Raw genomic sequence first — 16,260 nt, forward strand, 5'->3', positions numbered from 1 at the left:
ATTCGAGCAGTAGGCTGTCGCTGGAATGAAGGAATACAAGAAAAGGAATTATATTATGGATAACAGTAAGTTCTCTCTATTTTCGTTTAGTGGCAAGATGAAGGTCTTGCATCTTAGCTGGATGGCTTTCTTCATCACCTTTGTGGTGTGGTTTAACTTCGCGCCTCTATTGCAGATGGTAAAGGAAACACTTGGTCTTACTACTCAGGAAATAAAAACCTTATTGATCCTGAACGTGGCCCTGACCATCCCTGCTCGTGTAATTATCGGCATGCTTACCGATAGGTTTGGCCCAAGGCTGGTCTATTCTGCATTGCTCGCGATATGTTCTATTCCGTGTTTTATGTTTGCTTTTGCAGATTCCTTCCTGCAAGCCGCAGTTGCACGTTTCTTGCTCGGCTTTATCGGGGCGGGCTTTGTAGTAGGTATTCGCTTAGTCTCTGAATGGTTCCCGCATAACGAGCTTGGCACCGCAGAGGGCATCTATGGTGGTTGGGGTAACTTTGGTTCAGCCGCTGCGGCGTTTACTCTGCCTTCACTTGCGTTGCTATTCGGTGGTGATGAAGGGTGGCGTTATGCTGTTGCTATAACTGGCTTGATGAGCTTGGTGTTTTCATTCATTTTTTATCGCTCTGTTTCCGATACACCAAAAGGCTCCACTTACTTTAGACCTAAGCATTTGACTGCAATGGAAGTGACGTCAAAGGGTGACTTCTATTTCCTACTACTGATGAAAATCCCAATGTATGCGGTACTGGGTCTTCTCGCTTGGAAACTGTCTCCTAGCGGTATTAGTATGCTTTCTGAAATTGTCGTGAACTCAATATACGGCGGTTTGGTAGCTCTATATTTGTTGGAAGTCAGTCAAGTTTGGAAAGTAAACAAGACGGTATTTGAAAAACCAGTTGAAGAGATTCACCAATACAAGTTTAAACAAGTTGCGGTCCTAAATGTACTTTACTTTGCTACGTTTGGTTCAGAACTGGCGGTTGTCTCTATGTTACCGTTATTCTTTGCTGAAACCTTTGAACTGACACCAGTGTTAGCGGGTATGGTCGCGTCTGCATATGCCTTTATGAACCTAATGTCTCGCCCAGGTGGTGGTTGGATTTCAGATAAGTTTGGTCGTAAACCAACCTTATTGATTCTTACTGCTGGTCTTGCTGTTGGTTATTTCTTAATGGGACAAGTAGGCAGTCATTGGCCTGTATGGTTAGCTGTTGCGGCTGCTATGCTATGTTCATTCTTTGTTCAAGCTGGTGAGGGTGCAGTGTTTGCAACCGTTCCTCTTATTAAGCGTCGAATGACAGGGCAAATTGCCGGTATGACAGGTGCTTACGGTAATGTGGGTGCAGTGACTTACTTGACGATTCTGTCTTTTGTTAGTTATCAGACGTTCTTCTACGTGATTGCGGCTACTGCAGTACTTGGCTTTGTTACCTTGATCTTTATGGAAGAACCAAGCGGTAAGATTGCAGAGGTTAATAAGGATGGTAGCGTAACCTTGATTGATGTTTCTAACTAGATAGGAGTAGGGCCCAGCTTATTTGAGCTGGGCTCTATCCGTGCAAATTACTTGTATGAATATGCCAATCTCAACGTTAAAACTCGAACATGCAGGAACGTCGCTAACGGGCACCCGTGCTCAAAATCAAGATGCGATTTTACTGAAAATCCCCGACAGTCAGCACGACCTGATGCATAAAGGTATTGTGGCTTGTATTGCGGATGGCGTGAGTTGCAGTGACCAAAGTCAAAGAGCAAGTCATACTGCCGTCGTACAGTTTGTGAATGATTACTTCGCAACGCCAAGCAGTTGGAGTATTAAGCATTCGGCGGGTAAGATTTTAACGTCAATTAATACATGGTTATATGAAGAAGGAAGCAAGCAAACCCTCAATCATAATGGGTTAGTGACGACCTTTAGCTGTGTCATCATTAAATCGAACACAGCGCATATATTCCACGTTGGTGACACTCGAATCTATTTGTTTCGGGATGGGCAATTAAAACAACTGACCAAAGATCATCAACGTATCAATTTGGCCAAGCAAGCGTATCTTACTCGCGCGTTAGGTATGGATTCCAGTCTAGATGTGGACTATCAGCAACTGAGTTTGCAAAAGGGAGACCGATTCATCCTTACCTCGGATGGAGTGCACGATGCCATTGATGTTGAACCATTAGCGGGCTCTAACGGTTTCTCACAACAAGAACTGTCTGATTTACTTTGCCATCATGCATTTGAACAAGGTAGCCAAGATAACCTCAGCGCACTTGTTTTTGATGTCAGAGATTTACCCGCACATACACTTCCTGAACATCAGAGTTCAATGCTCTCTCGCTCTATTCCCCCCGTTTTAATTGAAGGCAATCAACTCGATCAGTTTACTGTGCTTAAAACGCTCTATTCAGGCTCGCGCAGCCATGTATATTTAGTGCAAGACGAATTAACCGAGAAGAAGAGGGTTTTAAAAGCGCCATCAGAGCAATATCGAGATGATATCGACTATTTAAAAGCCTTTGCCAACGAGTTGTGGGTGGGAACTCAACTCAAAAATAAACGAGTGATGCGTGTTTATCCAAGCCCGAGTAATAGCCGATTCGTTTATCAGATTTGCGAGTACATTGAAGGCATAACTTTGCGTCAATGGATGTATGATAATCCACGGGCAAGCTTACCCAAGACTCGTGAAATATTGAATGAAATCATTCAGGCGCTTCGGGTGTTCCAGCGGGCCGATATGGTGCACCGTGATCTCAAGCCTGAAAACATCATTGTGACTCCATCGGGAGAAGTGAAGATCATCGACTTTGGCGCGGTAAGAGTTAAGGGTCTTGAAGAAATTACGCCTGAATCACCGGATAGTATTCCTCTTGGCGCGGTTAATTACATTGCCCCTGAATATATAGATTCAGGAAAAGCCACTCTGGTTTCGGATTTGTTTTCGGTTGCAGTGATCGGTTTTGAAATGCTGACGGGGGAGTTGCCTTATAAGCCAACCACAAGTCAAAACTTGCAAGCTGCAAGGCATACCAAGTGGCTTTATCGCTCGTTGTCAGATTATCGTGACGATATCCCTACTTGGGTAGACCTTGTGTTTCGCAAAGCGACTCATTACCTGGCAAATAGGCGTTATCAGGTGCTTGGTGATTTTATTACTGATTTGTATGTGCCTAATCCAGCATTACAAAAAGAGCTAAAAGAGAGCCCGCTACTAAAGCGCAACCCGGCTTTGTTTTGGAAGAGCATTGCTCTGATAATGACAGGTTTTGCGGTAGTTCAAGCGCTGTGGCTGATATCTAATTAATACAAAAAAATGACCGCTGATGTATGCGGTCATTGAGGATCAAAGTTTACCTATGCTAGTGCTTATTGAGCTGCAACAGTGATTATCTGACGGATATTACTATTAAAAACCGCTAAGTCGTCACCAAACTGATCTGATTTTGCCATGCCTTTGGTGAATGGTGTTTGGAAATTTGGATTGCCTATTAATGTCAGTTTGTTAATAGCATTTGATTCCTGATTATTTAGATACATGTTTTTAAGTTGCTTTACTATGCCACTATCCATGTTAAGTGGAATTTCCACAGTTACTTGGCTTTTCTTACTTACTTGGTCACTTTTCTTCGTCACTTTAACTTTCGCCGAACTAACACCGTCTACAGCCACTACTTTTAGTTTAGCGAATCTGCTTAAGGTATTCGCATCATCGCTATAAAAGGTTTTGCTTAATTTCATTTGCTTCTTATCAGGGTTGTATGTCATTTGGATAAACCCTTTGCTGTTTGCATCAATGGCAAAAATTTTACGGTAGTACATAGTATAAATAGCAGATTGTTGATTGTTATCCGTGCCCTCTAATTCACAGGAAAACGTCGCGTCGGAAGTTAGTCTAGTCTCACATAGTTGATAGACCTGACTCTCTGTAAATCCAGCATCTTCAAACACCATAGCTATCTGTTGATTGTCGGCTATCCAAGCATCTTGTCCCGGATTATCTGTCTTTTTTAAGCCGTCATGATCTTCTTTTGATATTGGTTCTTTGTTTTTTAGATTCTTGCTGCTTTGGGTGTGGCCCTGAATTATTTGGGACTTGCTTTGTTGTTGCTGAGAGCTGGACTTTACCAAAGCATCAATGCCTTTCTGGTTTTTCTGCAGTGCGACTACTGCTGGAGAGTTCTTCAGAACTTTTTGAACTTCGTGATCGTTTGAATTTGAGCTACCGCAGCCAGTAAGAATTACAGGGGTTAAAGCCAAAGCTAATAGCGAGCGCTTCATATTATCTGCCTTTTTAAACTCGTTCATATTGGTTATATGAAACATAACCACTACACGCAGTAAAAAACATGAAGACTTCTTTATACAATGTGCCACTTAAATCGAATATTGAGATGATGAGAAAAATGAAATGGTGAGTGCGCTATCCGTTGAAGCTAGTAAATGCAGTGCACAATGAAATTATTAAATAGTGCGACAGTATCAAAGTAAGGTGGGTTGTGTAAGCGATGGTAGAAATGAAATCTTATGTTGAATCATGTTTTTCAAGCAGATAAACAAGGAGTGCAAGTAATAGCTACTCCTTGTTGAGATTTAAATTATGGTTGTGTCGCCTTAGTAGCAAACATATTCAGTGCCTTTGCTATCTTCGAGATAACCTCATCACAGCCTGTAATGTTGTGCCTTTCTTTAAGGTAATTCGGATCGTTATAGGTAAACCAAACCAATCCATGTTCATCCTCGGAAATCAGTGCTTTTTGCGGAAGGTCGATACCCACGCTCTGCTGGCAAGCCATCAATGGGGACCCGACTTTAGGATTACCAAATAAAATTAACTCTGTAGGGCGAAGCTCTATACCCACATTTTCGGCAGCTTCTGAATGCTTGATGCGAGCAAAGGTGGTCATGTTTTTTTCTTTTAACACGGCAATTAGCTTATCAGCAGTTTTAGAGACATCGTGCGAGCTTTTTATGGAAATGAGCCCGTTGCTGGCATGGGCGCTAAAGCTCATCAAAAACGTGATAAACAAACCTAGTATTCCCTTTCTCATGTAACCTCCATCTTCATTGTTATCCAGGGCCAACAGACCCTAACAATGAAGATAGTCGTCATCGGACTAGAGTCAATGTATTCGAGTGAAGAGTGGTAGATGCCCAGCGGAATGCCAGCCCAGCGGAATGCCGCCCAGAAAAGCACTCGTGCATGACGATTTTTTCATGTACTCACGAAGTGGCATGAAGAAGAGTCACTACCACATGGCAAGAAGAGGCGTCATCTCCGAGCGCTCCTATCGGAGATCTAAGTGCTTTGTGCACGATATGATTAGATACCCGATTAATACCAAAGAGTGAAGAGCAATCAATGGATGGTATTCCTTATTTGCCATTTAACGCCGAGATCCAGCGTCTTATTCCCCAAGCCTTTCACCAAAAACAAAAATGCCCGATACATAATATCGGGCATTCAAATAATTTAACGATTCAGATTCTCGAAGGAGTTCTCGAATGAGTTCTCGAATGAGTTATTAAGCTTGTTCGCTAGCCAGAGTTTCTAGTTGAGTCATAGTTGTTTGAGAAACAAGCTCGCCATCAACGTAGTAGCTAACGTTCTCGCCGTCACGTACGCCTGTTACAACAGACTTATCGCCATTGTTGTAAGTTACGTGCATTTCGATTGTGTTTTCATCGATAGCTTCGAAAGTAGAAGACTCAACTTCACGCATTGTGATTGGGTCTATTGGTGCTTCTTTTAATGATGGGTCTAGGCCATCGTTCATGTTGTACATGGTCTTTGTTTTAGTATCAAAGATGTGTGGCTTACCGTTGATAGGGTTTTTGCCAGACCAGAATTCGATTGAGTTGAATACTAGAGAATCCACAGCAACAGTAAGGGCGTATACAGGAGCAAGAAGCATGTTTACACCACCACGAGCATAACGGTTGTCTACCACTTCAAGGTTAAACTTCATTACATAACCCGTTACTGCGTTGCTACCAATACAGCCAGTTAGTGATGCTGCCAGTGCTGCCATACCTAATACTTTTAAACCAAACTTTTTCATTTAATAAACCCTATGAACTTTGAAACTAGTGAATAATAATCAGATTAGATCTTAATAAATAGCCAATTGGTGACATCACTCTCAAGCTAAATTATCCGATAATGAAGCGAGTCTTACTATCGAACTTGCAGTTGAGGTTTTAATGTCCACTACAAAAAGAAAATTAAAGTGTGTTGCTCATTGATCGCTATTTAAATCGTGTCTCTGGCACCTGTGATATGTTTCTGTGTAATTACTGATATCAGGGACGAGGGGAAGTATATCGATAGTTAAAAATAATGCTTACCAATTTGCGCCATCAGGTTTATTAAGTGAGATTTTTACTATTTGATGAGCTTTGTGGATGCAGCGAGGTTATCTCTCTATACATTTCAATAAGATAGAGGTTCTTTTGAGAAAGAGTGATTTATCGGAGAGGTGATGAATAATAAGCAAGCATTTGTGGATCTTCTGAGTGAAGAGTATCAACAACATTTGGCCATCCCAGCGACGCAATCGCATAAGAAGCGAGAGAGTAAACAGTTTATAAGAGGGTTAATGACGGCTTCACGTCTGCTTGGTGTAAGCTTTGATGAGTTGAGTGAGGTCGTTGGTTGCCAGTCTAATCAGGTGTCATCTAATGAAGATATGTTAGAGGTGCCGACTTACATTCGTGAAAATATCGAAATTGAATCACTGTAATTTAAGGCGGAATATCTATGAAGCGACAATTTGGCATATTTATGTTTATAGCTTCTTTCACGCTAGTTCCAGATTCCGCGCAAGCAACAACAGGGTTCTTACAAAGCGAAGAGTCTCAAGCCTTTGCTAAGGTGTGTTTTTACGATGTCCTTGGTGAGACGCATAGTCTAAATATTGGTGCTACAGATCTATGCCTATTGACTCATGACTTTGATGTGACGCCAAAACTTCAACCACCCACAGAAAATGCGCAAAAGACGGGCTTTTTCAAACAGGAGCAAGCCTCAGGGTTCAGCAAGCTTTGCTCCTATGATGTGCTAGGCGAGGTCTATGTTCTTACCATAGGTGGCACAGAAATCTGCCCTCTAACCTACAAGTTTTAAGGTCTTATAAGATAGTGACTTTCTCTATAGTGATAGGGTCTACCGGCAAGTCATCAAGTCCAAATTTTGAGTGTGTTTTCACCTTAGCAATAGCATTCACTACATCCATTCCTGCAGTAACTTGACCGAATGCGGCGTAGCCCCAGCCTTGATTGTTGGTTGCGGTGAAATCCAGAAAGTCGTTGTTATCTAGATTGATAAAAAATTGTGATGTAGCAGAGTGGGGTGCGTCGGTACGCGCCATCGCAACTGAGCCGATAACGTTCTTTAGTCCGCGGTTGGCCTCATTCACAATAGGATCGTGAGAAGGCTTTTCTAACAGGTTCTCAGTATGCCCGCCACCTTGAATCATAAAGCCGTCAATCACGCGGTGAAAAATGGTACCTTCAAAGAAGCCTTCCTCGCAGTATCTCAGGAAGTTTTTGCTACTCACTGGCGCTTTTTCCAGGTTGAGCTCTATGGTTATTTCGCCAAGGTTGGTTGTTAATACGATCATGTTATTGAGTTGCCATGTAAGGTTTGGAATAAGTCCTGAGTATACACTGAATACACGGCGTAAGCTTTGGCAGAGACTAAGTGGTGACTTTGCGGTAAAATCGAGCAAAATTCCTTCATTGATCGTGTATGAGCTTTAGTGATATCCAACAAAAATTAGCGTCCTTCACCTCCCTTGAACAAGTGTTCGAGTATTTTGAGGTGGATTTTGACCGTCGATTTGTCGAGGAATATCGTGTGCCTTTGTTCAAACGCTTTAATGGGTATCTACTGCTGGCAAAGCCTGAAGATTGGTTTGCTGCTCGACGAGTACTAAGAAACGCTTACTGTAAAATCCAGCGTGGGCGACTAGAGCCATCCACTCGCTCTGCGTGTCGAGGATGTACTTCTTGTCTACGTCGTTGAGCTTTAATGGCTTAACGGCTCCTCTGTAATATCTTTCATAACAATTCTTTGACAATTTATCGCTATGTTGATTAACTGGTACGACTAGTTGATTGACCGGTAAAGTGAATGCTCTCCACGCTTAAGAAAGCCAACTTATATCTTAACTATTTTGGGTTTAGTAAAGTCCCTCTGTTGTGGCTGAGTCGCCCAAAAATACTGGTTTTGGATGAAGAGATGGTCGAGATCAAGATCCCTCTAAAACGCCGCACAAAGAACCATTTAAACAGTATGTATATTGGTGCGCTCGTTATGGGGGCTGATGTTGCTGGTGGCTTTATGGCCGCAATGAAGGCGCAAAATCAAGGGCGAAAGATCTCACTGGCCTTCAAGGGGCTGAAGGCCGAGTTTTTGATGCGCCCTGAAAGTGATGTTCACTTTATCTGTCGTGATGGTCGCTTGATTGATGAAATGCTTGAACAGACGCTAACGACGGGTGAGCGTATCAATCAGGACGTGCGCATTACAGCCATTTGCCCTGATTTACATGGCGATAAGCCCATGGCTGAGTTTGATTTAACCTTATCTATCAAAGCTCGCTAGAGTTCGAAATCAAAACTTCAGATTGATGCTGATGTCGGGATTGAGCAACTGCGAGCGTTCGTGAGCTAAATCCTTGCGGCGATTTCGCAGTTTGTTGTATTTCTTGGTGTCTGAGGTTGCTTCCATTTGGTTGTCTAGTTCTGCGATCTGCGAGTCCAAGCTCATCAGCCTTTGCTGGCGTTGATACTCTTTTTTACCTAATTGATAGTTCTTTAAGAACTGTTCATCGTGGCAGACGTTGTAGTAGGTGCGGCCTTCTGAGCCCACTTTGTAGCCGTTGTCAGCAGAGCAGTAAACTTCTGTGCCTTGTTTAAACCCTTGTTGCCACTGGGATTGGTTAACAACGACACTCGCCTCTAAGCAATCTTTCGCATAATCGTTAACAATACTCGGGTCATTGCCCTCTTTCCCATCTTGATAACCAACATCATGCCAATTTGCTGATTGACATTGCTCAGGTGTCATACTGGCACATCCCGCCAACGAAGAAGCAATAAGTGCACCGATAATTAGGCGGCTCATACCTTAGTTCCTTTTGAATCCCATACAGAAGAGTGTCTCGCTACTATATTTTCTTAGCCAGACATGATGCTTTGCATTGTATGAATTTGAGCATAGGGACGAATAGAGGTAAGAACATTGATTCAATAATTGATGGGATATTGGAGTTTTATGCACTGTTTATGCTGGATATGAAACGTATTGAGGTTAAATAGAAGCATTCATTAGTGTATTGTTTGTGTATTAAGTGTGATTTACATCTCGTTACCGTCTATTTTCGAACAAACCCTTTAACAATGAGCTTACAAGTAAGATACTGTTCCGAAAGAATTTTAATTCAATAGGGAAGTTGATTATGCAAGAATTTGTGGATTTTCTGAATGGGATCATTTGGAGCCCCTTTCTTATCTACCTCTGCTTAGGTGCAGGTCTGTTTTATTCCATCTTGACGCGCTTTGTACAAATTCGTCATTTCTTTGAGATGTGGCGTTTGCTGTTATCAGGCAAAAGTTCGGAAAAAGGCATTTCATCATTTCAGGCGCTAGCGGTTTCGCTCTCTGGTCGCGTAGGTACAGGTAACATTGCTGGCGTCGCCGCCGCTATTGGTTTTGGTGGCCCAGGCGCAGTATTCTGGATGTGGGTTGTTGCCTTTTTTGGCGCTGCAACTGCATATGCGGAATCGACTCTTGCTCAAATCTATAAAGAGGAAGATGAAGGCCAATTCCGTGGTGGCCCTGCTTACTACATTGAAAAGGCCATGGGGCAGAAATGGTATGCGTGGATCTTTGCTATCGCGACTATCTTCGCCTGCGGTGTACTGCTTCCTGGCGTCCAATCCAACAGTATCGGTAACGCAGTTGAAGCGGCGTTTGGCTCTGGCCCTGCGATTGAAACGGCTATGGGTACGTTCAGTTTCGCTAAGGTTCTAACGGGTACTTTTATTGCGATAGTACTTGGCTTTATCATCTTTGGTGGTGTTAAGCGTATTGCTCACTTTACTCAGATTGTTGTTCCTTTCATGGCTCTGGCCTACATCTTGACGGCGTTTGTCATCATCTTGCTTCACATCACTGAAGTCCCTCGTATTTTTTCGATGATTGTAGGTGATGCCTTTACTCCTATGGCTGGCTTTGGTGCTGCTATTGGTTGGGGTGTTAAGCGTGGTGTTTACTCGAATGAAGCAGGGCAAGGTACTGGTCCACATGCGGCGGCAGCGGCTAACGTGGCGCATCCTGCGCAGCAAGGTCTAGTTCAATCGTTCTCTATCTATATTGATACACTGCTGGTTTGTTCTGCTACGGCATTTATGATTCTAATTACTGGTATGTACAACGTTCACGGTGCAGGAGAGGGAGTCTTTGTTGTACAGAACCTTTCGGAAAGCATTAGTGCGAATGGGCCGGTATTTACTCAGCTTGCTATCGACAGTGCGTTACCAGGTATCGGTAAGCCATTTATTGCGGTAGCGCTATTCTTCTTTGCCTTTACGACTATCTTGGCTTACTACTACATTGCTGAAACCAACATTGCTTATATACGCCGTACCTTCAAGGTAGAAGGCCTGATGTTCATACTTAAGCTTGTTATCATCTCGGCTACCTTCTACGGTACAGTGAGAACAGCAAACCTTGCTTGGGCGATGGGTGATATTGGTGTTGGTTTGATGGCATGGTTAAACATCATCGGCATTCTAATCATTTTCTTTATGTCTAAACCAGCACTTAAGGCTCTAAGAGATTACGAAGAGCAGCAAAAGCGTGGTGTTACTGTGTACACCTTTGATCCAGTCAAACTGGGTATTAAAGGCGCAACATACTGGGAGAAGCGATTGGAGAAATCGTCCAAAGAGTAGCACGACTAAAGACTCATAATTGAGGGCCCAGAGGACTTTTCTCCGGGCCCTTTTTAGTTGTGGTTCAATAAAACTGTCATCTTTAAGGGATAAACTTATTGAGAGATTTGACACCTTAACTCGAGCATGACAATTTGCATGGGCTTAGCCATTATAGTGTGATAGATTTTGTTCATGTAATTTACTTCTGAAAGTAAATTACATGAGTTTCATTAATTTGTGATCTCCATCACGTAATTTGGTGTTTTGGTCATTAGTTAATAACCAGAAATGTGAATCCGACCACGGCATTTATCGAATTGTATTATTATAATTCTATTCCGTTGTGTAGATTGTTCCGTCTGGAGAAGTATTTTGTCTTGGCCTATTGTTTTCGATTTTTTGAGTGTGCTTTTGCTAGTAGTACTAGCTGTGGCTGCTACAAAATCAATGGATGCGCTAAGAAAGACAATTTGGTCTGCACAAAAGAACCATGTTTCTGAAGAGATAGTGCGTAAAAGCCTCGCAAAACTGAGCTTGAATCGAGCTGTTTTGGTGCTAACGATCGCTACGATAGTGATCAAGGTTGCCTTAATCTTGGGACAGGTACTCGATTTTGACTCTATTGATAAGTCTGGTCTTCTCGACGATGCAGTTGTTCAATATATCGTCGTAGAATAAAGATTCTTTTCGTTCCCGACCCTCCTCCATACCTGTTTAACTTTCTTTCATTGGATTCAAATTTACCTGGTTGATAAGTTCAACTATGATAGAGTTAATTAAAACGCTTCTATATAACTTTATGGTAAATCAATGGATAAGAACCTAATCTCTGATACGATCTTTCAACTCGTACAATCATATAAGCACGCGATACGTGGCGAGCTGCAAGCGAATGATCTTGGTTTGAATGGAATGCATGTCCGCTGTTTAGGCTTCATCAGACAACGAAATCAATGCACAGCCAATGATATTGTACAGCACTTTTCCAGAGACAAAGCGCAAGTCGCACGCCTGGTGAAAGAGATGATTGGTAACGAGTGGATCGTGAAGTCTCCTAACCCTGAAGACAAGCGTAGCCAATTCCTATCATTGACAGAGCAGGGCATTTTACTGAGTGAGCAAATCGATGCAGCTCAGCAATCTATCCAAACAAGAATGAAGCAAGACCTAAGCGACGAAGAGCTAAAAGTATTCACAACCGTCGCACAAAAATTTGCTCGTAATTTATCAGAGTAAACTCCCCATTTGGATTCGTTTGGAGATCGACATATGCAGCTAATAGAGCCCTCGCTGGAATTTGAATCATCGTTTGCTCGATTTTATGAAGATTTCGCAACGAACGATGAGATCAACTCTGATTACTACCTAGAGGGTGTGCTGAATTTCAAAGCCTACATACAGTGCCTGAAAGATGAAGCTTTGGGCATTAATCTTGTAGAGGATTATGTGCAATGTAGTCATTTTTGGCTGGTTGATGCACAGAAGAACATCTACGGAGCTATTCGAGTTCGCCATAACATCGATACTGAACTACTCGCTTTAGAAGCAGGGCATATTGGCTACGACATAGCCCCTGAATATCGTGGCATGGGTTATGGCACATTGATGCTAAAGAAAGCGTTATTAAAAGCCAAAGCGATAGGGCTGCCTAAGGCTCTGGTTGTGGCGGATGAAGATAATATGGCGTCACGCAAAGTCATTGAAGCCAATGGCGGACAGCTAGAAAACGTTGTATTTGGTAAGGTTTATCCAAATCCTTTGGCAAGGTACTGGATAGAATGTCACTAAAGACTTTTAAGCTGCTAGCCTGTCTCTTGATCACAAGCCGGACTTTAGGGTACCCGTTATGCCAGCTTGGAAAACACCTCGGGGACGACGTTTATTAACCGCATGAACCAAAGTAGTGATCCAATAAGGCAAAAATTCTATTAGATCACATTTAGGTCGACTATCAGACTTGTGTATGAAAGTCAGGCTGCTAGCTTAAAGCTTTAATTGTTCATTTCGACGTAATCTAGGCCATAGTCGGTCAATGCAATACGATTATCTTCAAGGCGAATACACTCGCTACTTTCTAGCGTGTTCAATACCCTATCTAACGGCTCGTTTAGGTAATCCGTGATTGAAGAGTTCATTTCCTCAAAAAAACACGAACCCATAGGCTGCAAAGTAAGGAATCTAAGCGTGGTAAGGCTATCTGTGTGAAGAGATGAATGTAGTTGGGAGTAGAGCTTAGATTGCATAACTGTAGTCCTTTATTTTAGTTATTTTTCTTTGCCGTTAATGTGCCCAATATTGAGTGCAATGAAAGTGATCTTGATAGCAAGATGAATATGAATCAATGGAATAACCATTATTCCAATATTATATATTGTAGTGCCTAATCGATACTCCTTTTATACGATTAGAAAATTATATTATTATCCATTTGCCTCTAGGTGCTCTAAACCAATATCGGTCAGATGAATATTTTCACCATCAATCAGGATACACTGGTTAAACTCTAATAGGTTAAGTAAGGTATCAACCTTTTCGCATACTGAGTGATAGATGAAGAACTCCAATTCATCGAGCGTGACTATTCCCATAGGCTTTAAAGACAATAACTTAAGCACAGATAGGCTATCCAAATGTAAGTCTGGATTAATCTGCTGGCACGTACTTGATGGCATAATCTAAATCCTTTATATATGGTTATGCTACACGTACAAGATGCCTTGCTAATTTATGTTAGACTGTGACTCAATCGACATTTATATTAAAAATATTATTCATTATAATATCAACCGAGCAAAATAAGTCTATAAATGTAACTGAAGATTGCTAATTGTTTGTAATTATATTTGTGATGGTTCTGATCTTTTATAAATTATGGGCAATGTACTTGTGAATATTTATTCTATATGGGTAATCCTGAATAAAAAAAGCCAGAGATCGACTCGATCTCTGGCTAGTTATTTTCACTTACTGAGTGTATTGCTATTACTTATGCTCTACTTGATACTCAAGTTGGTAGAAGTGAGCTTCGCTTTCGCCATTGGTAAATTGATTGTATACACCCGCCTTAAAGTAGCTGAGTAGGTGACTCCAGTAGTCAATGTTGTGGTTCACTTTTTGCTCACCATCTACATTCACAACAAGAGTACTGTTGCCAACGATGATATTGAAATCCGTTGCGCCAGCCTTTGCTTTACCAAGGTCGTATTGTTTGTAAGCATTCTCTGACTTACAAGCAGGCTTACCCATGTTTTCTTTACCTTTCTTACCTTTACAGATAAGCGCATTGTCTTTAATTACTGCCCAGTAGTGTCCTGCAGTTTCGCCAGCGCCTTCACGCCATACTACGCGCAGAAGTGGGTGAGGGATATTGTCTTTACCATCAACAGTAACACCTTTGTTGTGTACTTGAAGATAGGTAATTTCATTCTGCTTTGAGGTAGAGTCTTTCATTGAAGCTTCTGGGTTTACCGGCTCAATGCTTGCGTTTAGATGGTAGAAAGTATGTGGTAGCGAGGTGTTAAAGTTCTTATGAACGCGAAGCTCGTTTCTTTTGTGATCTCCCGTCATCTTAAAGACGAAAGCCTCTGATTCTTTGTCCACATAAAATACTTCATTTACAACGCCAGAAAAGTCGGTGTTGGTTGCGATGTAAAGTTTGTTGCCTTTCTTGCCTGCAGGATCAGAGATCTGTAATTCTGATTCAGAAAGAATCGGGCGGTATTGCGCATAATCCGCAGGAATACCACGGTTGTCGCCCGCGTCATCAAAGGTGATGGCGAACGCTTGAGAAGATAAGAGTAGAGTAGTGGCTAGGCCAACAAGTTTTGTTTTATGAAGCGTCATTTTGAGGTTCCTCTGAGGACGTCTAGTTTCAATATTTTGTATTATTATATTGTTAGCTTGTGCGGATAAGGAACTAATCAATTCGTTTCATGTGATCAACTTCTACTTTGCAACGGTGATGGTGAATAAGTAACTGAATATTGATAGCTGTTTCATTGTTTTTCTAAATGCAGTTGAGATTAAGTATTTGTCTGGTCTATGTTTCGGTGTGAAATCTGAACTATACATTAGTAGGATTCACCAAAATGGCTAGTTAGATAATGATTAAACTAATGATCAAAGGATTTAATCTGCTTGTCTTGATCTGCACTTCGTTCATCGGTGCGGCCTCTGAAAAAGTGAAGCTCGAGAATCTACTTTTAGCTGAGCTACATGGTTCGCCTGGTACCGAGGTGATAATCAGTAAAGTCTATATTCCCCCAAACACATCGCTACCTAAGCACTGGCACCCAGGAGAAGAGTTCGCTTACATACTGTCAGGGAGTGTCACCCTCTGGCAGGAGGGAAAAGAGGATATCGTCATTAATGAAGGCGAGGTTGCTCAAGTACCCTTTCAGCAAGTTCACACCGCAATTACCGGAGATTCTGGCGCAAGTATTATTGTGTTTAGAGTTCATGAAAAGGGCAAACCCCAACGAGTGAAAGTGGATTGATTATAAGGCAATCAATAATGAAATAATCCTCTGTTTTTGCTGAAGATTGTTATGCTTTAGAGAGTGATAACAACCTAGGTTATTTTGATATATGCCACACTTGTTCGTCAATCGGCAGCGGATGCATGATGTAGTTCATCAGAACCCTGAATTAAAACAGCAGATCTTTTGGGAATCTCTCAATGCCATTGTGTATAAAGCGGGCGGAATTATCTTCATATTGGGCAGTATTTGCTTCCTGCCGCGATTTGAAGAGTACGTAGATATTGGGGCTATTTTATTTGTCATTGGTTCGATTCTTTATCTGATTGTCGCGTTTCACGACGTGCTTGAAGTGAATGCGTTCAGAAGAAGCAATGGCGGTATAGGGCGAGAGTTATGGCTAGAGTTCATCGCTTCATTCGCCTATTTACTTGGGTCTTTGCTCTTTACTATTGGAAGTGTGTTTTTTCTTAAAGAGGTAGGTTTGACCGTTGCCGGTGCCTGGTTATTTATTATTGGCAGTGCATTGTTTGTGTTTGGCGCAGTGGTCAATGTCTTTAGAATTCTTTATGAGGATTCGGTGATTACCCTACAATTAATGAACCTTACCGCTCTGACGTTTGTATCAGGTTCAGTGCTGTTTCTCATAGCCTCCGTTCCCTATCTTTGGACTATCGACACTGCACATGATTCTCACCAGTTATTTCGTTATTTGGCTTGGCAATACATCATAGGCAGTGTCTTATTTCTGCTCGGTGGTCTGACTAACTACTTACGTGCATTGCTGATTATTCGAAAGCAATTGGCTGATGCTGAGGGCTAATAAGCGCAGCTA

Annotated in this window: 20 protein-coding genes; 12 read left to right on the forward strand and 8 right to left on the reverse strand. The window is 42.0% G+C overall.

What is annotated here, in order from left to right; translation table 11 throughout:
• Window positions 1-55: 55 nt before the first annotated feature.
• Window positions 56-1,525: a NarK family nitrate/nitrite MFS transporter gene (locus D5I41_RS04730; protein ID WP_119008752.1), complete on the forward strand. Its 1,470-nt coding sequence runs from the start codon at window positions 56-58 to the stop codon at window positions 1,523-1,525.
• Between the two features lie 55 nt (window positions 1,526-1,580).
• Window positions 1,581-3,311, forward strand: coding sequence for a bifunctional protein-serine/threonine kinase/phosphatase (locus D5I41_RS04735; RefSeq protein ID WP_119008753.1), 1,731 nt, complete (start codon window positions 1,581-1,583; stop codon window positions 3,309-3,311).
• A 62-nt stretch (window positions 3,312-3,373) separates the two neighbouring features.
• Here the strand turns inward: D5I41_RS04735 and D5I41_RS04740 are convergent, their stop codons facing one another.
• From D5I41_RS04740 to D5I41_RS04750, 3 genes are all read right to left on the reverse strand, one after another.
• Window positions 3,374-4,285, reverse strand: a complete 912-nt coding sequence (locus D5I41_RS04740; protein ID WP_147094820.1) for a hypothetical protein — start codon at window positions 4,283-4,285, stop codon at window positions 3,374-3,376.
• Between the two features lie 317 nt (window positions 4,286-4,602).
• Window positions 4,603-5,055, reverse strand: coding sequence for a DUF302 domain-containing protein (locus D5I41_RS04745; RefSeq protein WP_119008755.1), 453 nt, complete (start codon window positions 5,053-5,055; stop codon window positions 4,603-4,605).
• Between the two features lie 474 nt (window positions 5,056-5,529).
• Complete coding sequence (locus D5I41_RS04750) at window positions 5,530-6,066, reverse strand: DUF3332 family protein (protein WP_119008756.1); 537 nt, start codon at window positions 6,064-6,066, stop codon at window positions 5,530-5,532.
• Window positions 6,067-6,486: 420 nt separating this feature from the next.
• On the opposite strand from D5I41_RS04750, the gene D5I41_RS04755 reads away from it, so the two are divergent.
• Both D5I41_RS04755 and D5I41_RS04760 read left to right on the forward strand, forming a co-directional pair.
• A complete protein-coding gene (locus D5I41_RS04755) occupies window positions 6,487-6,747 on the forward strand; it encodes a hypothetical protein (RefSeq protein ID WP_119008757.1) in 261 nt (86 codons plus the stop codon).
• A gap of 17 nt (window positions 6,748-6,764) precedes the next feature.
• Complete coding sequence (locus D5I41_RS04760) at window positions 6,765-7,130, forward strand: hypothetical protein (protein ID WP_119008758.1); 366 nt, start codon at window positions 6,765-6,767, stop codon at window positions 7,128-7,130.
• 4 nt (window positions 7,131-7,134) lie between these two features.
• Here D5I41_RS04760 and D5I41_RS04765 read toward each other — a convergent pair whose 3' ends face one another.
• Window positions 7,135-7,626 carry a peptidylprolyl isomerase gene (locus tag D5I41_RS04765; RefSeq protein WP_119008759.1) on the reverse strand — a complete coding sequence of 164 codons (492 nt, stop codon included), beginning with the start codon at window positions 7,624-7,626 and terminating at the stop codon, window positions 7,135-7,137.
• A 128-nt stretch (window positions 7,627-7,754) separates the two neighbouring features.
• Between D5I41_RS04765 and D5I41_RS04770 the strand changes: the two genes are divergently transcribed.
• Together D5I41_RS04770 and D5I41_RS04775 are read left to right on the forward strand one after the other, a co-directional pair.
• On the forward strand, window positions 7,755-8,030 hold the full coding sequence (locus D5I41_RS04770) for a nitrogenase-stabilizing/protective protein NifW (protein WP_082961379.1): 276 nt from the start codon (window positions 7,755-7,757) through the stop codon (window positions 8,028-8,030).
• Between the two features lie 108 nt (window positions 8,031-8,138).
• Window positions 8,139-8,612, forward strand: a complete 474-nt coding sequence (locus D5I41_RS04775; protein ID WP_119008760.1) for a DUF4442 domain-containing protein — start codon at window positions 8,139-8,141, stop codon at window positions 8,610-8,612.
• 9 nt (window positions 8,613-8,621) lie between these two features.
• On the opposite strand, the gene D5I41_RS04780 is transcribed toward D5I41_RS04775, so the two are convergent.
• A complete protein-coding gene (locus tag D5I41_RS04780) occupies window positions 8,622-9,134 on the reverse strand; it encodes a DUF2799 domain-containing protein (protein WP_119008761.1) in 513 nt (170 codons plus the stop codon).
• Between the two features lie 334 nt (window positions 9,135-9,468).
• Between D5I41_RS04780 and D5I41_RS04785 the strand changes: the two genes are divergently transcribed.
• The 4 genes from D5I41_RS04785 (at window position 9,469) to D5I41_RS04800 (ending at window position 12,735) form a co-directional block, all read left to right on the forward strand.
• Complete coding sequence (locus D5I41_RS04785; RefSeq protein ID WP_119008762.1) at window positions 9,469-10,965, forward strand: alanine/glycine:cation symporter family protein; 1,497 nt, start codon at window positions 9,469-9,471, stop codon at window positions 10,963-10,965.
• A 387-nt stretch (window positions 10,966-11,352) separates the two neighbouring features.
• Window positions 11,353-11,625 carry a hypothetical protein gene (locus D5I41_RS04790; protein WP_235868889.1) on the forward strand — a complete coding sequence of 91 codons (273 nt, stop codon included), beginning with the start codon at window positions 11,353-11,355 and terminating at the stop codon, window positions 11,623-11,625.
• 132 nt (window positions 11,626-11,757) lie between these two features.
• Entirely contained in the window at window positions 11,758-12,183 is a 426-nt protein-coding gene (locus D5I41_RS04795) for a MarR family winged helix-turn-helix transcriptional regulator (protein WP_119008764.1), read from the forward strand.
• 33 nt (window positions 12,184-12,216) lie between these two features.
• Window positions 12,217-12,735: a GNAT family N-acetyltransferase gene (locus tag D5I41_RS04800; protein WP_119008765.1), complete on the forward strand. Its 519-nt coding sequence runs from the start codon at window positions 12,217-12,219 to the stop codon at window positions 12,733-12,735.
• A gap of 203 nt (window positions 12,736-12,938) precedes the next feature.
• On the opposite strand, the gene D5I41_RS04805 is transcribed toward D5I41_RS04800, so the two are convergent.
• The 3 genes from D5I41_RS04805 to D5I41_RS04815 all read right to left on the reverse strand — a co-directional run bounded on the left by D5I41_RS04805 (window position 12,939) and on the right by D5I41_RS04815 (window position 14,790).
• Window positions 12,939-13,190: a hypothetical protein gene (locus tag D5I41_RS04805; RefSeq protein WP_119008766.1), complete on the reverse strand. Its 252-nt coding sequence runs from the start codon at window positions 13,188-13,190 to the stop codon at window positions 12,939-12,941.
• Between the two features lie 177 nt (window positions 13,191-13,367).
• Window positions 13,368-13,619 carry a hypothetical protein gene (locus D5I41_RS04810; RefSeq protein ID WP_119008767.1) on the reverse strand — a complete coding sequence of 84 codons (252 nt, stop codon included), beginning with the start codon at window positions 13,617-13,619 and terminating at the stop codon, window positions 13,368-13,370.
• Between the two features lie 310 nt (window positions 13,620-13,929).
• A complete protein-coding gene (locus D5I41_RS04815; protein ID WP_119008768.1) occupies window positions 13,930-14,790 on the reverse strand; it encodes a polysaccharide lyase family 7 protein in 861 nt (286 codons plus the stop codon).
• A 272-nt stretch (window positions 14,791-15,062) separates the two neighbouring features.
• On the opposite strand from D5I41_RS04815, the gene D5I41_RS04820 reads away from it, so the two are divergent.
• Window positions 15,063-15,443 (forward strand): cupin domain-containing protein, encoded by a 381-nt coding sequence (locus D5I41_RS04820; protein ID WP_119009235.1) that lies wholly within the window; start codon window positions 15,063-15,065, stop codon window positions 15,441-15,443.
• 91 nt (window positions 15,444-15,534) lie between these two features.
• Window positions 15,535-16,248, forward strand: coding sequence for a YrhK family protein (locus D5I41_RS04825; protein WP_119008769.1), 714 nt, complete (start codon window positions 15,535-15,537; stop codon window positions 16,246-16,248).
• The last annotated feature ends 12 nt before the right edge of the window (window positions 16,249-16,260 follow it).

Source organism: Vibrio superstes, from assembly GCF_003569005.1.
Taxonomy (GTDB): domain Bacteria; phylum Pseudomonadota; class Gammaproteobacteria; order Enterobacterales; family Vibrionaceae; genus Vibrio; species Vibrio superstes.

Excerpts from the sequence above, each read along its gene's own strand:
- D5I41_RS04750 (WP_119008756.1), bottom strand. The coding sequence starts at position 6,066 with ATGAAAAAGTTTGGTTTAAAAGTATTAGGTATGGCAGCACTGGCAGCA.
- D5I41_RS04730 (WP_119008752.1), top strand. The coding sequence starts at position 56 with ATGGATAACAGTAAGTTCTCTCTATTTTCGTTTAGTGGCAAGATGAAG.
- D5I41_RS04755 (WP_119008757.1), top strand. The coding sequence starts at position 6,487 with ATGAATAATAAGCAAGCATTTGTGGATCTTCTGAGTGAAGAGTATCAA.
- D5I41_RS04780 (WP_119008761.1), bottom strand. The coding sequence starts at position 9,134 with ATGAGCCGCCTAATTATCGGTGCACTTATTGCTTCTTCGTTGGCGGGA.
- D5I41_RS04795 (WP_119008764.1), top strand. The coding sequence starts at position 11,758 with ATGGATAAGAACCTAATCTCTGATACGATCTTTCAACTCGTACAATCA.
- D5I41_RS04820 (WP_119009235.1), top strand. The coding sequence starts at position 15,063 with ATGATCAAAGGATTTAATCTGCTTGTCTTGATCTGCACTTCGTTCATC.
- D5I41_RS04735 (WP_119008753.1), top strand. The coding sequence starts at position 1,581 with ATGAATATGCCAATCTCAACGTTAAAACTCGAACATGCAGGAACGTCG.
- D5I41_RS04800 (WP_119008765.1), top strand. The coding sequence starts at position 12,217 with ATGCAGCTAATAGAGCCCTCGCTGGAATTTGAATCATCGTTTGCTCGA.
- D5I41_RS04775 (WP_119008760.1), top strand. The coding sequence starts at position 8,139 with ATGCTCTCCACGCTTAAGAAAGCCAACTTATATCTTAACTATTTTGGG.
- D5I41_RS04825 (WP_119008769.1), top strand. The coding sequence starts at position 15,535 with ATGCCACACTTGTTCGTCAATCGGCAGCGGATGCATGATGTAGTTCAT.
- D5I41_RS04745 (WP_119008755.1), bottom strand. The coding sequence starts at position 5,055 with ATGAGAAAGGGAATACTAGGTTTGTTTATCACGTTTTTGATGAGCTTT.
- D5I41_RS04740 (WP_147094820.1), bottom strand. The coding sequence starts at position 4,285 with ATGAAGCGCTCGCTATTAGCTTTGGCTTTAACCCCTGTAATTCTTACT.
- D5I41_RS04805 (WP_119008766.1), bottom strand. The coding sequence starts at position 13,190 with ATGCAATCTAAGCTCTACTCCCAACTACATTCATCTCTTCACACAGAT.
- D5I41_RS04785 (WP_119008762.1), top strand. The coding sequence starts at position 9,469 with ATGCAAGAATTTGTGGATTTTCTGAATGGGATCATTTGGAGCCCCTTT.
- D5I41_RS04760 (WP_119008758.1), top strand. The coding sequence starts at position 6,765 with ATGAAGCGACAATTTGGCATATTTATGTTTATAGCTTCTTTCACGCTA.
- D5I41_RS04765 (WP_119008759.1), bottom strand. The coding sequence starts at position 7,626 with ATGATCGTATTAACAACCAACCTTGGCGAAATAACCATAGAGCTCAAC.
- D5I41_RS04815 (WP_119008768.1), bottom strand. The coding sequence starts at position 14,790 with ATGACGCTTCATAAAACAAAACTTGTTGGCCTAGCCACTACTCTACTC.
- D5I41_RS04810 (WP_119008767.1), bottom strand. The coding sequence starts at position 13,619 with ATGCCATCAAGTACGTGCCAGCAGATTAATCCAGACTTACATTTGGAT.
- D5I41_RS04770 (WP_082961379.1), top strand. The coding sequence starts at position 7,755 with ATGAGCTTTAGTGATATCCAACAAAAATTAGCGTCCTTCACCTCCCTT.